We start from the raw sequence: 295 nt of genomic DNA, 5'->3' as shown, positions 1-295 counted from the left end.
TCTGTTATCGTGACTTATTTACTGATGGCAAGTCAAAGGACGGCACCCGGACTTATTACAGATCAATTGATGAGCGATTTTCAAGTGACAGCTGCAACGATTGGTATACTAACAAGCATGCAATTTTTCATATACACGGCTTTGCAAGTCCCCATGGGCCTATTAGTGGATCGTTATGGACCTAACTTCTTTTTAATCACAGGTGCGCTCCTGACGGGGATTGGTACGGTAATCTATAGTCTTGCACCACATGAATATGTTCTGTTTTTAGCCAGAATACTCACAGGTATTGGTG

General features: G+C 42.4%; 1 protein-coding gene. It reads left to right on the top strand.

The features are described from left to right. Positions 1-69: 69 nt before the first annotated feature. The coding region (locus AOA59_RS00075) for an MFS transporter (protein ID WP_371919046.1) at positions 70-295 on the top strand (226 nt) is incomplete at its 3' end.

This window comes from Pseudomonas sp. 2822-15 (assembly GCF_002742515.1).
In the GTDB taxonomy this organism is placed as follows: domain Bacteria; phylum Pseudomonadota; class Gammaproteobacteria; order Pseudomonadales; family Pseudomonadaceae; genus Aquipseudomonas; species Aquipseudomonas salomonii.
The sequence above is the reverse complement of the archived record's forward strand: the minus strand, read 5'-3'. Positions and strand labels throughout refer to the sequence as shown.